The sequence below is a fragment of the Amycolatopsis sp. NBC_00345 genome (genome assembly GCF_036116635.1).
Classification (GTDB): Bacteria; Actinomycetota; Actinomycetes; order Mycobacteriales; family Pseudonocardiaceae; genus Amycolatopsis.
This window is the reverse complement of record NZ_CP107995.1, coordinates 7,096,152-7,110,905: the sequence shown is the minus strand read 5'-3', so window position 1 is coordinate 7,110,905 and position 14,754 is coordinate 7,096,152. Positions and strand designations below refer to the sequence as shown.

Below are 14,754 nucleotides of genomic sequence, written 5' to 3'. Positions count from 1 at the left end.
GACACGCGTGCGACTGCACGTGCGGCGTCGAACGCCGGGCGGTTCAGCAAAAGCGCGACCGATTTGGGGTGTTTCCCTGGCGCGCCAAGGATTTCGGTGTCGGAGAGCAGAACTGCCCGGCGCGGGAAGAGGGCCTGGGCGCGCGGCGTGTTCCCGCTCTCGCTAATGTCTGCCCGCGCGGGGAGGCGAAGTCACGAGTGCGGTGGCAACGGGCGGGACGGTTCGGCCGGCGTTGATTCGGTAATCGGCTTTTTCGCAAGGTATACGCCGTGGGCGCCCTCGGGTGATCCCAGCGGCGGGAAGGGAGGGGCCGGTGGCCCGCACCTACGGCGGCGTCCCGCCTGAGCAGAGACGGGCCGAGCGCCGGGAGCGCCTGCTGACGGCGGCGCTGGAACTCTTCACCTCGGTGGGCTTCCGGCAGGCGAAGATCACCCAGCTGTGCACCCGGGCTGGCGTCTCGACCCGCAACTTCTACGAGGAGTTCGGCAGCAAGGAGGAGGTCCTCCGCACCCTGCACGACCAGATCAACTCGCTCGCGCTCCGTCACGTCGCCGCCGCGCTCGAAGACTTCCGGGACGCCGACGCGCTCAGCCGGATGGCGCGGCTGCTGGACGTCTTCGTCGCCACGGTCACCCGCGACCCCCGGATGCCGCGGCTGAACTACGTCGAGGCCGTGGGCGTGAGCCCGGAGCTGGAAGCACAGCACCAGGTCTGGGTCGACCGCTGGGCGACCTTCATCGAAGAGGAGGCCCAGCGCGCCGCCGAGGCGGGCGCCGCGCCCGACCGGAGCTACCGGCTCACGGCGATCGCGCTCGTCGGCGCCGCGACGGGCCTGCTGCGCGAATGGCAGGCGCACGAGCCGCCGTTGCCGGTGGAGGACATCTCGAAGGAACTCCGCGGCGTGATGCTGTCGGCGATCACGCGGGCCGAATGAAGCCTTCCCGGTACCAGACGCCGGGCTGCGGGCCGAAGCGGTTCGGCCCGGGCCCGCTGGGCAGGCAGTAGAAGACGAGCAGCACGAACCCGCCGAACGGCAGGAAGCCGATCAGCATCCACCAGCCGCGGCGGTTGGTGTCGTGCAGCCGCCGCACGCTCGCCGACAGCATCGGCACCCCCACGAGCAGGAACCAGCCCAGCAGCGGCCAGGCCGTCTGCGCGAGGGCGATCAGCACGATGGTGGGGCGGTACTAATCCGACCGAAAGCAGGCGGATACGGTCTGCAGCCGATCTGCTCGGAGAAACCCGTTTCCGCCGAGGACGGCAGTCGGATTAGTAACGAACGGCACAGTAGGTGAGGAACGAGAAGAGCGCGAACCACCAGTACTCACTGCGCGACGCCCGGCTCACGCCCTCCGGGATAGTGCGGTACACGCTGCGGACCGCGCTGACGAACCCATGTCTCCACCCTCCGGCTCGGTTCGCCCGAAGGTAAGGGCTCTCCGCCGGGACCCCTCCCGCAGCGGAGAGGGGTCCCGGCCGGATCAGCCGGTGTGGAAGGTCGGCTCCGGCAGCGCGACCGGGCCGGCTTCCCGGCACATGTCGTGGCAGGTGCTGTCGAGCGTGCAGCACAGGGAGCAGATCGCGCCGCCTTGCTTGGCGCAGTCCGCGATGTCCGGCAGCTCGTACGGGTCACCGCAGACCGAGCACGTGTGCGTGGCCCGCAGGTCCGCCTCGACGCCCGGCCCGCTGACCGTGTTGGGGCGCACCAGGTAGTACTTCCCGCGGGTGGCGACGGCGAGCGTCGGCACCAGCACCACCGCGATCACCACGGCCAGCAGCGGGCTGAAGGCCGCGAGCACCGGTCCGAACGCGCCGAAGTACGCCACGATCGACACCACCGAGGCGATCAGCATCGAGCCGAAGCCCACCGGGTTGACCTTGTGCAGGTACGCGCGCTTGAACTCGATGTACCGCGGCGAAAGGCCCAGCGGCTTCGCGATCACCAGGTCCGCGCAGACCGCGCCGATCCACGCGATGGCGACGTTCGAGTAGAAGCCCAGGATCTTGTTGAGGAAGGCGAACGCGCCGAACTCCATCAGCGCCAGCGCGATCCCGCAGTTGACCAGCACGTACCAGGCGCGGCCCGGGTGCTTGTGCAGCACGCGGGAGAAGAAGTTGGCGAACGACAGCGAGCCGGAGTACGCGTTGGTCGTGTTGATCTTGATCTGCGACACGACCACGAACAGCGCGGCGAACGTCAGCGCCACCGGTCCGAGCGCGGGCTTCACCGCGTCCAGGTACGGCGCGATCGGCTCCAGCGCGGCCGTCTTGCCGACGGCGCCCAGTGCCAGGAACGCCAGCAGCGCGCCGCCGATCTGCTTCGCCGCGCCGAGGACCACCCAGCCCGGCCCGGCCGCCAGCACCGCGGCCCACCAGGAGCGTTTGTTGGACGCCGTCTTTTCCGGCATGAACCGGAGGTAGTCGGCCTGCTCGCCGATCTGGCCGATCAGCGACAGCGCGACGCCCATCCCGAAGCCGAATCCGACGGCCGAGAACCCGGACCCCGCGCCGTCGGTGCCGCCGAACGCGGCGAAGTCGGCGAACCGGCCCGGCTCGCGCACCAGCACGACGATGAACGGCAGCACCAGGCCCGCGATCCACAGTGGCTGCGTCCAGGTCTGCATCTTCGCCACCGCGCCCATGCCGTAGAGCGCGAAGGGCAGCACGATCAGCGTCGCCAGCAGGTAGCCGATCGGCAGCGGGATGCCGAGGGCGAGCTGGAACGCCTGGCCCATGATCGAGCCTTCGAGCGAGAAGAAGATGACGGTGAAGCTCGCGTACACGAGCGAAGTCAGCGTGGACCCGAAGTAGCCGAAGCCGGCCCCGCGGGTCAGGAGGTCCATGTCCACTCCGTACGTCGCGCACGCGCGCGCGATGGGCACGCCGGTCACGAAGATCACGACGGCCGCGGCGAGGATCGCCAGCACACCGGAAGTGAAGCCGTAGGAGAGCACGATGCTGGCGCCGATCGCGAAGTCGGCGAGGTAGGCGATCCCGCCCAGCGCCGTGGTCGCGATCACGAACGGTGACCACTTGCGAAACGACTGGGCGGCGAATCGCAGTGAGTAGTCTTCGCGGTTCTCGTTGGCCGCGAGCGCGGCGTATCGGCGTTGGGGCGGAGTGGTGGTTTCGCTGGTGGTCTCATTGCCGGAATCGGACAGGATCTCGGTCATCGCCTGCCTCCGTGATCGGTGGGGAACGGGCACCGGGGCAGCCAGACGTTAGGACTCGCCTTTATCGATTCGGGTCCACCAGGTAAACCGCCGGTTACGGTTCGCGGTCCGGCGGTTACGGGTTGATGAGCGCCGGCGGCGTGTCAGGAGTCACCGTTCGGTGGGTTTCGCCGCAGCTGAAGAGCCAATACCGTCGGCGGAACACCCCGAATGTCGAACGCCCGCGGGCACGGAGGTTGGCGCATGATGCCGGAGATCGACGAGGTGGCCGACGTATCGGACGCGGTCGTGCGGCTGCCCGGGATGCGGGTGGCCTATGACGGTGCCCCGTTCGACGAGACGGCCCTCGCCGCGACGTGGACCGAGCAGCTCCAGAACTGGCTGGGCCAGGCGGTTTCCGAGGGGATCGCCGAGCCCAACGCGATGGTGCTGGCCACCGCGGGCACCGACGGCAGGCCGTCCTCTCGCACGGTCCTGTGCAAGGGCCTCGACGACCGCGGCGTCGTCTTCTACACGAACTACACCTCCGAAAAGAGCCACGACCTCACGGCCACGCGCTACGCGTCGGTCACCTTCCCTTGGTACGGCTTGCACCGGCAGGTCACTGTCCGTGGTGAGGTGGAGAAGGTCGGCTCGCGTGAGACGGCGGAGTACTGGGCCCAGCGGCCGCGCGGCTCGCAGCTCGGCGCGTGGGCGTCGCCGCAGTCGCGGATCGTCGACGGCCGGCGTGCCCTCGACAACGCGCTGCGCGGCATCGAGCGCCGCTTCGCCGACGTCGAGCAGATCCCGGCGCCCCCGCACTGGGGCGGCTGGCGGGTCCGGCCGGACTTCGTCGAGTTCTGGCAGGGCCGCGAGGACCGTATGCACGACCGGCTCCGCTACCACCGCACCGACGACGGCTGGCACGTCGAGCGGCTCGCCCCCTGACCGCCGTTATCGCCCCAATGTGGCGTTCGGTGCGTTGAACGCACCGAACGCCACATTGGGTGCGTTGGACGCAACCAACGCCACATTGGGGCGTATTGGACGGAGGGTGACCGGCGACCAAAATCACGCGCGGTGGATTACTTAGCGCAGCTAAGGTAGCCGGTTGTGAGTTCTGACCCGGGGACATTGCCGCCCCGCTCTGGGGCACGGAAGATCCTCGGCCGCATCGTCGTCGACACCCGGCCACTCAAGATCCCGGCGTTCCGCCGGCTCTGGATGTCCACCGCCGTCACGGCCGTCGGCTCCCAGCTGACCGCGGTCGCGGTGCCGAAGCAGATCTTCGACCTGACCGGCTCGTCCGGTTTCGTCGGCCTGACCGGCGCCGTCGCGCTCGTGCCATTGCTGGTGTTCGGCCTGTGGGGCGGCGCGATCGCGGACGCCGTCGACCGGCGCAAGCTGCTGCTGGTCACGAACGTCGGGGTCACCGTCACCTCGGGCCTGCTGTGGCTGCAGGCCTTCGCGAACTTCCGCTCGGTGTGGCTGGTACTGGCGCTGCTCGCGGTGAACCAGGCGTTCTTCGCGATCAACATGCCCACCCGCGGCGCCGTCGTCGCGCGGCTGGTGCCGTCCGCGCTGCTGCCGTCGGCGAACGCGCTCAACACCACGATGGGCACCTTCGGCGCGGTGTTCGGACCGCTGTTCGGCGGGGCGCTGATCCCGGTGATCGGACTGTCCACCCTGTACCTGGTGGACGTCTGCGCGCTCCTGATCACGCTGATCGCGGTGTGGCGGCTGCCTTCGCTCCCACCGCTGAACGGCCCTTCGCGCCGTGCCGGCTTCGGCGACGTCGTCGACGGATTCCGGTACCTGGCCAAGCAGAAGGTGCTGCTGGCGTCGTTCGTCGCGGACATCATCGCGATGGTCGCGGGCATGCCGCGCGCGTTGTTCCCGGAGATGGCGGAGCGCACCTTCGGCGACCCGCCCGGCGGCGGCCCCGCGCTCGGCTTCCTCTACGCGGCGATGCCCGCGGGCGCGATGCTGATCGGCCTGTTCTCCGGCTGGCTGCACCGGGTGTCGCGGCAGGGGGTCGCCGTGGTCGTGTCCATCTGTGCGTGGGGCGCGGCCGTCGCGGCGTACGGGCTCGCACACTCGCTGTGGCTCGCGGTGATCTTCACGGCCGTGGCCGGCGGCGCCGACATGGTCAGCTCCGTGTACCGCCAGGCGATCCTGCAGACGGCCACCACCGACGAGATGCGCGGACGCCTGCAGGGCGTGTTCACCGTCGTCGTCGCCGGCGGGCCGCGAATCGCCGACCTGACCCACGGCTGGGCCGGCGCGGTGTGGGGCACCAGGGCCGCCGCGACCGGCGGCGGCCTGCTCGTGATCGTGCTGGTACTGGCGGCGATGCTGGTGCTCCCGGGCTTCTGGCGGTACCGGGCGCCGGTGGACTAGGCCGTTCGGACTAGTGTGCCGGGCATGCGTGCCTACCCGGTTGCCCTGTTGCTCGCCGCCGCCGCTGTTCTGACCGCTTGCTCGTCGGGAGACCAGCAGGCCGCGGCGCCGTCCTCCGCACCTTCGCCGTCGAAGCCGGCTTCGTCGTCCGCACCGGCGAAGCAGAAGCAGGAGCCGTGCACGCTCCTGTCCGCGAGCGAGGTCGGCAAGGCGATCAACATCCCGGGCGTCACCTCCGCGAAGGGCCCGGACCAGGCCGACGCGGCCAGCGGCGGCAAGGCGTCCAGCTGCGAGTACCTGGTGGGCGACAAGCAGGCCGGCGCGCTCGCCGTCACCCGCTACGAGGGCCGCCAGGCCAAGCCCGCGGACATGATCGCGGCGATCAAGAAGGCGAAGCCCGGCGCGGTCGACGTCCCCGGCTTCCCCGACGGCGCCGTCTACTACCTCGACGAGCAGAAGACCGCGACGCTCGCCGCCGCCAAGCTCTCGGGCGGCGTGCCGACGCTGGTCAACTACACCGGCCCGGTCAAGATGACGCAGCAGATGATGGCCCCGCTGGTCAAGACCGCGGTCACCGCCGCCTAAGCACTGCCGCCGCCGGTCGTGCCGGTTGGGTCACCGGCGCAGGGCCCGCAGTTCGACCGGGCTGTGAGAGCTGAACACGGTCACCTCGTCGCCGTGGTCGTGGGCCAGCGTCCGCAGTCGTTCCTCATTGGACAGTCGCTGGCGGCGGTCCATCTCGTTGAGGCGCTGGAGCAACCGCAGGCCCGGCGGGCACTCCGGGCGGACCGGGTTGAGCTGGCCGTGGAAGAAGTACGAGTCGCCCGCGTGCAGCAGCCAGCCCTCGCCCGTGTCGACGGCGACGCCGGAGTGGCCGAGCGTGTGGCCGGCCAGCGGGACGAGCAGGATCTCCGGTGGCAGGCCTCGTAACGGGCGCACCGCGTCGAAGCCGAACCACTGCTCGCCCGCGTCCGGGTAGGTGCTCCACAGTGGACTGTGGGCGAACTGCGCCGCGCCGTACCGCGTCTTCTCCGCGAACCCGTGCGGCGCCGAAGCCGCCTTGCGCTCCTCCGCCGACACGTGCACGACGGCCTGCGGGAAGTCCGCCAGCCCGCCCGCGTGGTCGACGTCCAGGTGGGTCATCACGATGTGCCGCACGTCGGCCGGGTCGAGGCCCAGCGCCCGGATCTGCGCGACGGCCGAATCCTCGTACGAGGGCTTCGCGCCGGTCATCACCCGGAAGCCGCGGCCGAGCCAGCCGTCCGGGTCCGCCACGGCGTGCGTGCCGAAGCCGGTGTCCACCAGCACCAGCGAGTCGGGTGTTTCCAGAAGCAGACAGTGCGCCACCATCGAACTACGGCGGGCGAGGCCGGGCTGCCCGTCCAGCAGCCGTCCGCCCGGCGAGCGCATCGTGCCGCAGTTCAGATGGTGCACTTTCATGCCCTGCTCCTCTGGCTCAGCCGCTCGAAGTCGGTCTGGTCGTGGGAGGCGAAGATGGTCACCTCGCCCCCGTGCTCGCGCCGCAGCTCACGCAGCCGGCGCTGGTTCTCCACCCGCGGGCCGCGCAAGGTCTGCACGTGCTTCTCGAACATAGCCAATCCCGCCGGGATCGATCCCGGATCGTCGATCTCGCTGTGGAAGAAGTACGCGTCACCGGCGTTGAGCAGCCATCCGCTCCCGGTGTCGACGGCCACCCCGGCGTGCCCGAGCGTGTGCCCGGCCAGCGGGACCAGCGCGACGTCCGGCACCCCGGGCAGCTCGCGCACCGCCTGGAAGCCGAACCACGATTCGCCCGCGTCGGCGTGGCTGATCCACTGTGGACCGTGGCTGAACTGCACCGGCCGGTACCGGCGGTTGCCCGCCGTGAGCGCGGCCAGCTCCGCCGCGTAGACGTGCACCCGCGCGTCCGGGAAGTCGACCAGCCCGCCGGCGTGGTCCAGGTCCAGGTGCGTGAGCACGATGTCGCGCACGTCGGCGGGATCCAGGCCCAGCGCCCGGATCTGTGCGGCCGCCGTCTCCTCCGGGCGGTTGAGCGGGTTCGACTGCCGCAGGAACCACGGGCCCAGCCAGCGCGCCGGGTCGGTGACGGCGGGCGAGCCCATGCCCGTTTCGATCAGCACGAGGCCGGTGTCCGTTTCCAGCAGCAGACAGTGGCACACCAGGCTGGCCCGCCGGAACAGTCCCGGCTCGCCGTCGACGAGGCGGCCGCCGATCGGCCGCATGGTCCCGCAGTTGAGGTGGTGGACGCGCATCAGGAGAACTCCCGTTCGACAGTGGTGTGGAGGTGGGCGGCGACGGTGCGCAACGGCGTGACGTCGCGGCGGATCTTGGCGAACAGCAGCGCGCCCTCGATCGAGGAGAGCACCACTGTCGCCAGCGAGGCGGCGCGTGCGGCGGGCAGGCCCTGCTGCGTGAAGTAGCCGGCCAGCGCGTCCTGCCACGAGGCGTACCCGTCGTCGCAGGCCGAGCGGATGGCCTCGCTCTCGCCGGCGGCGTCCAGCGCGATCGTCGCAAGTGGACAGCCGCGTTCGAAGTCCGAGTCGCCGAGCGAGGCCGCGAGCGTGTCGACGACCAGGTCGACCGCGGCCGCGGGGTCCGGCGCCGCGGTGGCCAGCGAGCGCAGGACGTCGCACAGCCGCTCGCCGGACAGGCGCACGGCCTCGGCGGCCAGCTGCTCCTTGCCGCCGGGGAAGTGGAAGTACAGCGAGCCTTTCGGGGCGCCGACGGCCGAGGTGAGCTGGGTCAGGCCGGTGGCGTGGTAGCCCTGCGAGTGGAACAGCTCGGCGGCGGAGTCGAGCATGCGTTTGCGGGTGTCGGTGCGTCGGACCATGAGCAAGACCGTAGCTCAAACTATGACGACCGGTCTAGTTAGTTTCGGCCCCGATCCAGGCGCGCCGGGACGCCGGTAATCTCTGCGCCATGGCGAACCCCACCGGAGAGCAGTTCGAGATCACCCGCGGCAACGCCCGCGCCGTCGTCACCGAAATCGGTGCCGGCCTGCGCGTGTTCGAGGTCGGCGGCGTGCCCTACGTCGAGGAGTTCGAGGCGGACCAGAAGTCGCCGAAGGGCCTCGGCCAGGTGCTGCTCCCGTGGCCGAACCGCACCAAGGGCGGGCTGTGGGAGTTCCAGGGCGAGCCGCAGCAGCTGGAGATCACCGAGGAGGCGCGCGGCAACGCGATCCACGGCCTGACCCGGCACCTGGAGTGGGAGCTGATGGAGCACGCCGAGTCGTCGATCACCCTCGCGGTGGACGTCGAGGTGCAGCCCGGCTGGCCGGTGCCGCTGCGCGCCACGATCACCTACGAGCTGGCGCCGCGCGAGCTGACCATCACCCACGAGATCCGCAACGAGGGCGAGCAGCCGATCGGCGTCGGCGTCGGCACGCACCCGTACTTCCGGATCGGCGACGTGCCCACCGACGAGCTGACCCTGACGCTGCCGGCGAGCCGCGTGCGCCCGTACCTCGGCGACGAGCAGATGCCCTACGCCGAGGAGCAGGACGTCGAGGGCACGGAGTACGACTTCCGCGGCGGCCGGGTGCTCAAGGGCGTCGACCTGGACACCGCGTTCGGCGGGCTGGCCGTCGCCGAGGACGGCACGCACCACGTCGAGCTGTCCCACGGCGAGCAGCGGCTGCTGGTCTGGACCGGGCCGGACTTCCACTGGGCGCAGGTGTTCACGCCGGACGAGCTGACCGGCCGGGGCCGGGCCGTCGCGATCGAGCCGATGACCTGCCCGGCCGACGCGCTCAACACCGGCACCGACCTGATCGAGCTGGAGCCCGCCACGTCGTGGTCGGGCAGCTGGGGCATCCGCGTCCGGTGACGCCGCTGCTGCTGGCCGAGTCCGACGCCGGCGAACTGCTGACGCTGCAGCGCGCCGCGTTCCTCGTCGAAGCCCGCGCGCATCGCAACCTCGATCTCCCGCCCCTGCTGGAGACGCTGGACCAGGTGCGCGCGGCGCTGGCCGACCCGGCGTACCCGGTGTGGGGAGTGCGCGACGCCGGGCGGCTCGTGGCGACGGTGCGGCTCCGGGTGGCCGGCGACGTCGGGGAGGTCGTCCGGCTGGCGGTCGCCCCGGACCGGCAGGGCGAGGGCCTCGGCCGGGCGCTGCTGCTCGCGGCCGAGGCGGCGGCGCCCGCGGGTGTCACGCGGTTTCGGCTCTGCACGGGCGAACGCTCCGCCGGGCCGCTGCACCTGTACGCGAAACTCGGCTACCGCGAGACGCACCGCAGCCCGGAGGCGGACTACCAGCTCGTCCACTTGGAAAAGCCCCGTGCTGACGGCCGGTCGCCACTTCGTTAGCGTGTCAAACTATGGCTGATAAGGCGATTGTGGGGGGCTACGTCGTCCCCGTCGGCGCTGCTCCCATCGAGGGCGGCACCGTGCTCATCGAAGACGGCAGGATCATCGCGGTCGGCCCCGAGGCCGACATCGACATCCCGGAGGACGCCGAGCTGGTCGACGCGTCCGGCAGCTGGGTGCTGCCGGGCTTCATCGACGCGCACGCGCACCTGGGCGTCCACGAGGACGGCGAGGGCTGGGCCGGCAACGACACCAACGAGATGACCGACCCGAACGGCGCCCGCTTCCGCGCGATCGACGGCATCGACCCGTACGAGCCGGGTTTCGACGACGCGCTGTCCGGCGGCATCACGAGCGTGGTGATCAAGCCGGGGTCGGGTAACCCGATCGGCGGGCAGACCATCGGCGTCAAGACCTGGGGCCGCAGCATCCTGGACATGGTGTTCGCCGAGCACGTCAGCGTGAAGAGCGCGCTGGGCGAGAACCCGAAGCGGGTGTACGGCGAGAAGAAGCAGACGCCGTCCACGCGTCTCGGCGTGGCCGCGATCCTGCGCGAGGCGTTCACGAAGGCCCGCAACTACCAGGCCAAGCGTGAGCACACCCTCGGCGAGGGCAAGCCGTTCGAGATCGACCTGACCAACGAGACGCTGGCGAAGGTCCTGGACGGCGAGCTGTACTGGGACCAGCACGTGCACCGCGCCGACGACATGGTCACGGCGATCCGGCTGGCCGACGAGTTCGGCTACAAGCTGGTGATCAACCACGGCACCGAGGGCCACCTGATCGCGGACCTGCTGGCCGAGCGCGACGTCCCGGTGATCCTGGGCCCGCTGTTCACCACGAAGTCGAAGGTCGAGCTGCGCCACCGGTCGCTGCGCTCGCCCGGCATCCTGGCGCGGGCGGGCGTGAAGATCGCGATCACCACCGATCACCCGGTGGTGCCGATCAACTTCCTGGTCTACCAGGCCGCGCTCGCCGTGAAGGACGGCCTCGACCCGGAGACGGCGATCAAGGCGCTGACCCAACACCCGGCCCAGATGCTCGGCCTGGACGACCGCGTGGGCACCCTGGCCCCCGGCCTGGACGCCGACGTGGTGCTGTGGTCGGGCGACCCGCTGGACGTGATGAACCGCGCCACCCGCGTCTTCATCGGGGGCCGCGAGGTCTACCACTTCGACGAGTCGGCCGGCGAGGGCGTCGTCGAGGACCGGCGGTACCGCGAGAGCCGCTGAAGCCTGGTACTGACGGCTTGGTGCTCACCGCTTGGGGCAGTGCCTCAAGCGGTGAGCGCGGTGAGGTCCAGCTTCACGGGGAACGGCTCGGTGGTGGCGAAAACCCCGGTGACGGCGGGGGCGTCCTGGTAGCCCGGCTCCCCGGCCTGGTGACAGGCGACCAGCGAGACCGGGTCGCTCAGGTCGACGATCCAGTAGAACGGGATGCCGGCGTCGGCGTACTCGTCGTGCTTGGTGACGTAGTCGGTCCGCTTCGAACCGGGCGACACGATCTCCACGACGATGGCGACCTCTTCCGCACGAACCATGTCCTCGTCCTCGCCAACGCGCGCGAAGACGATTTTCCGGGCGATCATCAGGTCCGGACGCCGGGAGAAACCAGGCTCTCCGGATGGCGCCAGACCGAGGTCGACGTCGGTGCACGGGATCGGCTCCAGGCTGCCGGGCAGTTGCGGCTCCAGTTGTTTCGCCAGCTCGAAGATCGCCGCGTTGTGCTTGGGCCGCGGGTTGGGCGACAGCACGAGGCGGCCTTCCATCAGTTCGGTGTAGCCCAGCTCGGTCTCGCCGAGCGCCGCGTACTCCTCGATCGAAAGCAGGCGGACGGGTGACTGATTGCCGGTCATCACCGGGCTCACGCTAGGTGTTGGCCGCCGCTGTCACTCGTGCTCGTCAGGCTGTCTTCAGTGACCGGGCGATCAGCATCCGCTGGATCTGGTTGGTCCCCTCGAAGATCTGCGGCACCTTGGCCTCGCGCATGTACCGCTCGACCGGGAAGTCGCGGGTGTAGCCGGCGCCGCCGAGGACCTGGACGGCGTCGGTGGTGACCTTCATGGCGCCGTCGGTCGCGATGAGTTTCGCGATGGAGGACTGGCGCTGGAAGTCCCGGCCGCGGTCGCGGCGGCGGGCGGCGTCCAGGTAGGTCGCGCGGGCCGATTCGACCGTCGCGGCCATGTCGGCCAGCAGGAACTCCAGGCCCTGGAACTCGATGATCGGGCGGCCGAACTGGCTGCGGCCCTTCGCGTACTCGACGGCCTCGTCCAGCGCGGCCTGGGCCAGGCCCACCGCGCAGGCCGCGATGCCCAGCCGTCCCGAGCTGAGTGACGACAGCGCGATCCGCATCCCCGCGCCCTCTTCGCCCACCAGACGCGCGGCCGGCACCGCCGCGTTGTCGAAGATCAGCTGCGCGGTCGGGGAGCCGGTGAGGCCCATCTTGCGTTCGCGGGGCGCCGCCGAAAGGCCGGGTGTCGGCGAGTCGACCAGCAGGCACGAGACGCCGTGGGCGCCTTCCTCGCCGGTGCGGACCATGGTCGTGTAGAAATCCGCGACGCCGGCGTGCGTGATCCACGCCTTGGTGCCGTTGACCACGTACTCGTCCCCGGTGAGCCGGGCCCGGGTGGACAGCGCGGCGGCGTCGGAGCCCGCCTGCGTCTCCGACAGCGCGTACGCGCCCAGCAGCTCGCCGCCCAGCATGTCCGGCAGCCAGCGGTCGCGCTGCTCGTCCGTGCCGTAGTGCGCCAGCGCGTAACAGGACATCGTGTGCACCGACAGCCCGACGCCGACGGTCATCCACGCGGACGCGATCTCCTCCAGCGCCTGCAAATACACCTCGTACGGCAGGTCCGCGCCGCCCCAGCGCTCGGCGTACGGCAGCCCGAGCAGGCCCGACTTGCCGATCAGGGTGAACAGGTCACGGGGGAAGTTCTCGGCCTCTTCGTCCGCGGACGCGCGGGGCTTCAGCTCATCGCGGGCGATCTCGGTGACCAGCGCGAGCAGGTCCTCCGCCTCGGGCGTGGGCAGCAGTCGTTCGGCCGGCATCGTTCCTCCAGGCTGTACTGAAAACAGTACTGTGAGCTGGACTAGAGTACCGTAAGGAGGCCGGGGTTGTCCCCAACTCGTGAGAGATAGTGGTCCGATGTCCGCACTCGAAACCCGTCGCCGTCCGACTGCCCGGCAGCAGGCGCTGCTGGCCGAGCTCGAGACGCTGTTCCTCGCGGAGGGCTTCGCCGGTTTCACGCTGGACGACCTGGCCGCCCGCCTCCGCTGCTCCAAGTCGACGCTGTACGCGATCGCACCCAGCAAGGAGCAGCTCGCGGTCAAGGTCGTGGCCCACTTCTTCCGCGGCGCCGCCGAGCGGATCGAGGAGCGGATCAACGGCATCGACGACGCGCGCAAGCTGATCGGGGAGTACCTCGCCGGCGTCTCGGCCCACCTGAACCGCGCGTCGGCCGCGTTCATGACCGACATCGCCGAGTACGCCCCGACCCGCGACACCTACCAGCTCAACAGCCGGGTCGCCGCCCGCCGCATCCGCGCGTTCATCGACAAGGGCGTGGCCGACGGCGTCTTCCGCGACGTGCACGCCCGGCTGGTCGCCGAGATGACCGGGCTGATCGTGGAAGGCATCCAGACCGGCGTGCTCGGCCGCCGCACCGACGTTTCCGACGCCGAGGCATTCACCGCGCTGGGGGAATTGCTGCTCGGCGGCTTGACGAAAGACCACTGACGCCGGTTGTCCGGTCGAGGACACGAATTGTCAGCGGCTCGTCCTCTACACTCGCGCTCGTGATCGTGGTGGGTGGAGAGGCGCTGGTCGACCTCGTTCCTGGTGAACCGTTAGATTCCCCTGTGTCTAATTCCACAGTGGACGGTGGCTTGCGCGCGCTGCTGCCCCGCCTCGGCGGCGGGCCGTACAACGTCGCGCTGGCGGCCGGGCGGCTCGGCGTGCCGACGTCGTTCCTGTCCCGGGTTTCGACCGACCGCTTCGGCGGGGCGCTCGTCGACCGGCTGGTGGACTCCGGTGTTGACACTTCGCTAGTGCAGCGGGGTGAAGAGCCGACGACGCTCGCCGTCGTCGCGCTCGACCGGAAGGGCGCCGCGCAGTACACGTTCTACGTCGAGGGCACGGCGGACAGGCTGGTGCGCGACCCCGGCACCCTGCCCGACGACGCCACCGCGCTTTCCCTCGGCACGCTCGGCATGGTGCTGGAGCCCGGTGCGAGCGCCTACGAAGCCATGCTGCGCCGCGAGTCCGCGCGCGGCACAATGACCGTGCTGGACCCGAACATCCGCGAAGCGCTGATCGGCGACCCGGGCGCGTACCGGGAGCGGTTCGCGTCGTGGCTGCCCGATGTCCGGTTGCTGAAGATCTCCGACGACGACGCCGCCTGGCTCACCGAGGGCGCCGACCCGCTGTCCGCCGCGAAGACGTGGGTCGAGTCCGGAGTGGACGCCGTCGTGCTCACCCGCGGCGCCGACGGCATCGCGGTGATCACCGCCGCAGGTGAGCTGGCCCACGTGCCGTCCCGGCGGGTCGAGGTGGTCGACACGATCGGCGCCGGCGACACCGTCCAAGGCGCGCTGCTCGCCTGGCTGCACACGCGCGAGGTGCGTGACCTGGCCGCACTGGACGCGGGCGCGTGGCGCGAGGCGCTTTCGTTCGCGGCGAAAGCGGCTTCCATCACCGTTTCGCGCAGTGGCGCGGAGCCGCCGACGGCCGCGGATATGGCATCCACCGTGTGAACCTGGTCCCAAAGGGGCCACTCAAGGCAACGCATCGAGTGCGCGCGGGTCCTTACCTCGACTAACGTAGGGGTGAATTCATACCCCAGCGGGGCGGTGTGCAGCGAGGCGCGTGTTTCCTCGCGTGAACACGTGGCTACCTGTGAG

General features: G+C 70.5%; 16 protein-coding genes. 9 read left to right on the top strand and 7 right to left on the bottom strand.

Annotated elements, in window-relative coordinates:
* Positions 1 to 313: 313 nt before the first annotated feature.
* The gene (locus OG943_RS31905; protein WP_328604627.1) at positions 314 to 934 is read left to right on the top strand and encodes a TetR/AcrR family transcriptional regulator; all 621 of its coding nucleotides are present in this window, start codon (positions 314 to 316) and stop codon (positions 932 to 934) included.
* Here the strand turns inward: OG943_RS31905 and OG943_RS31900 are convergent.
* The gene (locus OG943_RS31900) at positions 918 to 1,172 is read right to left on the bottom strand and encodes a DUF805 domain-containing protein (protein ID WP_328604626.1); all 255 of its coding nucleotides are present in this window, start codon (positions 1,170 to 1,172) and stop codon (positions 918 to 920) included. The genes OG943_RS31905 and OG943_RS31900 overlap by 17 nt on opposite strands.
* Positions 1,173 to 1,481: 309 nt before the next feature.
* Complete coding sequence (locus tag OG943_RS31895) at positions 1,482 to 3,173, bottom strand: purine-cytosine permease family protein (protein WP_328604625.1); 1,692 nt, start codon at positions 3,171 to 3,173, stop codon at positions 1,482 to 1,484.
* 243 nt (positions 3,174 to 3,416) lie between these two features.
* On the opposite strand from OG943_RS31895, the gene pdxH reads away from it, so the two are divergent.
* From pdxH to OG943_RS31880, 3 genes are all read left to right on the top strand, one after another.
* Entirely contained in the window at positions 3,417 to 4,100 is a 684-nt protein-coding gene (gene pdxH / locus OG943_RS31890) for a pyridoxamine 5'-phosphate oxidase (protein WP_328604624.1), read from the top strand.
* Positions 4,101 to 4,286: 186 nt separating this feature from the next.
* Positions 4,287 to 5,552, top strand: coding sequence for an MFS transporter (locus OG943_RS31885; RefSeq protein ID WP_328612205.1), 1,266 nt, complete (start codon positions 4,287 to 4,289; stop codon positions 5,550 to 5,552).
* A gap of 24 nt (positions 5,553 to 5,576) precedes the next feature.
* On the top strand, positions 5,577 to 6,137 hold the full coding sequence (locus tag OG943_RS31880; RefSeq protein ID WP_328604623.1) for a DUF3558 family protein: 561 nt from the start codon (positions 5,577 to 5,579) through the stop codon (positions 6,135 to 6,137).
* 30 nt (positions 6,138 to 6,167) lie between these two features.
* Here OG943_RS31880 and OG943_RS31875 read toward each other — a convergent pair whose 3' ends face one another.
* The 3 genes from OG943_RS31875 to OG943_RS31865 are packed head-to-tail and all read right to left on the bottom strand — an operon-like array spanning position 6,168 to position 8,382.
* Positions 6,168 to 6,992, bottom strand: coding sequence for an MBL fold metallo-hydrolase (locus tag OG943_RS31875; RefSeq protein ID WP_328604622.1), 825 nt, complete (start codon positions 6,990 to 6,992; stop codon positions 6,168 to 6,170).
* Complete coding sequence (locus tag OG943_RS31870; RefSeq protein ID WP_328604621.1) at positions 6,989 to 7,804, bottom strand: MBL fold metallo-hydrolase; 816 nt, start codon at positions 7,802 to 7,804, stop codon at positions 6,989 to 6,991. Before OG943_RS31870 ends, OG943_RS31875 begins: the two co-directional genes overlap by 4 nt.
* The gene (locus OG943_RS31865; protein WP_328604620.1) at positions 7,804 to 8,382 is read right to left on the bottom strand and encodes a TetR/AcrR family transcriptional regulator; all 579 of its coding nucleotides are present in this window, start codon (positions 8,380 to 8,382) and stop codon (positions 7,804 to 7,806) included. Before OG943_RS31865 ends, OG943_RS31870 begins: the two co-directional genes overlap by 1 nt.
* Before the next feature lie 89 nt (positions 8,383 to 8,471).
* Here OG943_RS31865 and OG943_RS31860 point away from each other — a divergent pair, with 89 nt between their 5' ends.
* From OG943_RS31860 to OG943_RS31850, 3 genes are read left to right on the top strand one after another with little or no spacing between them, the layout of a single operon-like run.
* On the top strand, positions 8,472 to 9,377 hold the full coding sequence (locus OG943_RS31860) for an aldose 1-epimerase family protein (RefSeq protein ID WP_328604619.1): 906 nt from the start codon (positions 8,472 to 8,474) through the stop codon (positions 9,375 to 9,377).
* Positions 9,344 to 9,856 carry a GNAT family N-acetyltransferase gene (locus tag OG943_RS31855; RefSeq protein WP_328604618.1) on the top strand — a complete coding sequence of 171 codons (513 nt, stop codon included), beginning with the start codon at positions 9,344 to 9,346 and terminating at the stop codon, positions 9,854 to 9,856. Before OG943_RS31860 ends, OG943_RS31855 begins: the two co-directional genes overlap by 34 nt.
* Positions 9,857 to 9,867: 11 nt before the next feature.
* Entirely contained in the window at positions 9,868 to 11,088 is a 1,221-nt protein-coding gene (locus tag OG943_RS31850) for an amidohydrolase (protein WP_328604617.1), read from the top strand.
* A gap of 44 nt (positions 11,089 to 11,132) precedes the next feature.
* Here the strand turns inward: OG943_RS31850 and OG943_RS31845 are convergent, their stop codons facing one another.
* Together OG943_RS31845 and OG943_RS31840 are read right to left on the bottom strand one after the other, a co-directional pair.
* Positions 11,133 to 11,711, bottom strand: a complete 579-nt coding sequence (locus tag OG943_RS31845; protein WP_328612204.1) for a Uma2 family endonuclease — start codon at positions 11,709 to 11,711, stop codon at positions 11,133 to 11,135.
* A 46-nt stretch (positions 11,712 to 11,757) separates the two neighbouring features.
* A complete protein-coding gene (locus OG943_RS31840; RefSeq protein ID WP_328604616.1) occupies positions 11,758 to 12,903 on the bottom strand; it encodes an acyl-CoA dehydrogenase family protein in 1,146 nt (381 codons plus the stop codon).
* Between the two features lie 97 nt (positions 12,904 to 13,000).
* Here OG943_RS31840 and OG943_RS31835 point away from each other — a divergent pair, with 97 nt between their 5' ends.
* The gene (locus OG943_RS31835; RefSeq protein ID WP_328604615.1) at positions 13,001 to 13,591 is read left to right on the top strand and encodes a TetR/AcrR family transcriptional regulator; all 591 of its coding nucleotides are present in this window, start codon (positions 13,001 to 13,003) and stop codon (positions 13,589 to 13,591) included.
* 59 nt (positions 13,592 to 13,650) lie between these two features.
* Complete coding sequence (locus OG943_RS31830; RefSeq protein WP_328604614.1) at positions 13,651 to 14,607, top strand: carbohydrate kinase family protein; 957 nt, start codon at positions 13,651 to 13,653, stop codon at positions 14,605 to 14,607.
* Positions 14,608 to 14,754: the final 147 nt, after the last annotated feature.